Annotated in this window: 1 protein-coding gene; it reads right to left on the reverse strand. The window is 73.1% G+C overall.

Translation table 11 applies throughout. The features are described from left to right. Positions 1 to 92: 92 nt before the first annotated feature. Positions 93 to 540, reverse strand: a 448-nt coding sequence (locus tag HUK82_RS17115) for a uroporphyrinogen-III synthase (protein WP_176615025.1), incomplete at its 5' end; no start/stop codon positions are given.

A 540-nucleotide genomic window follows, 5' to 3' on the forward strand; every position in this document is an offset into this window, starting at 1 on the left:
CGCTCCCCCGACGCGCGTCCCATGATCGGCCGGGCCGGCTCTGTCTGGCAGAAACCCGCCCCCGGGCGCCCCCGACGCGAGCCCAGCGCGTCCTAGGTCCGCTTCGGAGTACCGAGGGCGTCGAGAACCGCGTCGGTATCGGGCCGCGCCGCGACCAGCACGTCGGCCCAGTCCTCCGGACGCAAAACCGACGCCGTGCGCGCGGAAATGCACACAGCCCGCACACCCGTGCCCATTGTCCCGGCGACCCGTCCGAACGCCACGGCCGTCGCGCTGGAGAACAGCAGGACAGCGTCGACCCTGTCATGCCTCAGCATACGGTGCGCCGTCACGGACAGGTGCGAGACGGCACGCGCCGCGTACACCACACGGCGGCGCACGCGAAATCCCCGCCCCCGTAAGGCGTCGGCCAACTCCTCGCCCTGGCCCGCACCGCTGAGCAACAACAGCGGACCATCGGCGGGCACGCACCGCCCGGCCACGAGCGCCGCCAGATCGGTGGCGTCCCCCGCGGCACTGTCGACTGCGGCAAACCCGGCC

It is taken from the genome of Ameyamaea chiangmaiensis (genome assembly GCF_013376175.1).
GTDB lineage: Bacteria > Pseudomonadota > Alphaproteobacteria > Acetobacterales > Acetobacteraceae > Ameyamaea > Ameyamaea chiangmaiensis.